A 2,065-nucleotide genomic window follows, 5' to 3' on the forward strand; every position below is an offset into this window, starting at 1 on the left:
CTGGTGCGCGGCGCTGGACCCGAGTTCGCCGTGCCGGTGCTGACACCAGCCGAGCGGAGTCGCGCCGAAGCGCGAGTCGCGGAGCGCAGGATCTGCGCCGCGTGCGAGTAGGTGCCGCACGGTGTCGACCTGGCCGCTGTAAGCCGCCTCGTGCAATGCGGTGGAGCCGTCCCGGTCCAGGCCGTCGACGGGCGCGCCAGCGGCAAGGAGTTGATCAATGACCGCTAGGTGGCCGTGTTCGGCCGCGATGCGGAGCGCGGCCACTCGGTCGCCTCCCGAGAGCTCGGCCAGCGGCCACCCGTCCAGCGAGTCGGAGGCGGCGGCGTGCACAAGATCGCGTGCTCCCGCTTCGGTCAGCACCTCTGCCACTCCGGTCATGCCGAACACTGCGGCATGCCGCAGCGCGGTGCCGCCGGGCACTCCGCCGCTGGTCTCGCCCGATACCGCCTCGCGGTCAGCCCCCTCGGCGATGAGCACGGCCGCGAGCTCAGCATCGCCGTAGCTGGCAGCTGTGATCAGGGGAGTCTCCGCATCCCCTGGCAGTCCGTCGACTGGCGCTCCCGCCGAGATCAGCATTCGGGCGAGCTCACCCGTGCCGGACACCTCTCGCCAGGTACCGGTCGTGGTGTTGTAGCGCAGCATCGCGACGTAACCAAGTGGGCTGGGCCCGGACGGGTGATCACGCCAATGCTGCATACGCTGCCAAGCCAGTTCTGGGCGCCCCTTGAGCAGCGCCCGCAAGCCGTCCACGTCGCGGGCGTCCAGGATCCGGCGCCGCTCGACCTCCGTCTTCAGCGCAACCCAACTGGCAAATCCGTAGCGACGAGCCACGGTCAGCTGCGCGGTCGCAAGACTCATAGGCCCGGCCACGGCGGCGAACGAGCGCACTGCCGTCTCATCTCCGCGACGCGCCGCGCGCAGCAGGTCTTTGGCCTGCCGACGCAGCTGATCAAGATTCGCACGAGCGGGCAGATCCGGCATGACAGCTTCCCTTCAGCCCGACGGTCCGCGAGCCAGGCACCAGGGAACGTCACTCACACCCGTATGCGCATAGTTAGGGAGATGGACTCAGTCCTGCCCGCGGACCCGGCGGCGGCCTCCAACGCCGTGCCTCGAGCGTAGCGATATACCGCAAGTTCGGAACCGAGCGCGACCGGATTGACTGCCCGGGATGGGCCTGCGCGAACGCTCAGGTGTCCGGTCCGTATCGGTTGCCCGACAATGCTGGGCACACCATGGGAGCTGTCGTCAATTCACTCAGCATCAGGTGCGGCAACAGACGGCCGGGATCCGCGGCTCCCCTTGTATCAGGACCGGTGTCGGTGCCTCTTCATGACGACCGCGTTCGCCAACAGTCTGAGAGCGAGCACCGATGACGACGTTCGTTCCAACGCGTGACCTGACGACCCCGACCACAGCAATCCGGCCCACCCGGCGTCTCGTGTCGGTCGGCCTCGTGCTCGCGGCGGCGAGCCTGTCGGTGATCGCCTTCGTGCAGGCGGTTCGGCCGAGCACCAATGACACCACGACGCTGGTTCGCGATCACAGCAACGGAGAGCTGTGGCGGATGATCGGTGGCGGAGCGCTGGCCGGCGGCTGGGCGCAGTGGATCTGGTCGGTTCTCGTGGGGTTGGCGATCTTCGCGCTGCTGCAGGCGAGGATCGGCCGCGCGAGCGCGTTTGGCTGCGTCGTTGCCACTCATTTCGTGCCGGCTGTGGCTGTCGTGTTGGCTGTTCCGGTTCTGGGCCACGCCGAATTCCTCGCCTACCTCGATGCTGCGATTTCCGTAGCGGTGGTGGTGGCTGGCGCCGCGGTATGGTCCGGTCTCGCGCGCAAGGCCCGGTGACGCACTAAGCCGGTCCGCCGTTCTGGCGACGAGGCCCGGAGGCCGGGCTCGGGTTACGGCTGCGGAGCCCACGGGAACACGGTGACCGGGTCGCGTGGTTGGCTGAGAGCAGACTTGCCCGTCAGCCCGAGGAAGGCATGTGGTCACACATCCTGATCTCGCTTACCGGTCCGCGCAGGGCCGGCTCGTCCTGCTCGCGACGATCCTCGGCAGTGGGCT

2 protein-coding genes are annotated in these 2,065 nt (G+C 68.5%); one reads left to right on the top strand and one right to left on the bottom strand.

What is annotated here, in order from left to right:
- Window positions 1–981: ankyrin repeat domain-containing protein (locus VN779_RS16020; RefSeq protein WP_325724033.1), on the bottom strand; the 981-nt coding region annotated here is incomplete at its 3' end.
- A 391-nt stretch (window positions 982–1,372) separates the two neighbouring features.
- Here VN779_RS16020 and VN779_RS16025 point away from each other — a divergent pair.
- On the top strand, window positions 1,373–1,846 hold the full coding sequence (locus VN779_RS16025) for a hypothetical protein (protein ID WP_325724035.1): 474 nt from the start codon (window positions 1,373–1,375) through the stop codon (window positions 1,844–1,846).
- Window positions 1,847–2,065: the final 219 nt, after the last annotated feature.

Origin of the sequence: Actinocrinis sp. (assembly GCF_035605935.1) — a bacterium.
In the GTDB taxonomy this organism is placed as follows: domain Bacteria; phylum Actinomycetota; class Actinomycetes; order Streptomycetales; family Catenulisporaceae; genus Actinocrinis.

What these genes read in the sequence shown, in the direction of transcription:
- VN779_RS16025 (WP_325724035.1), top strand. Translation starts at nt 1,373, where the DNA reads ATGACGACGTTCGTTCCAACGCGTGACCTGACGACCCCGACCACAGCA.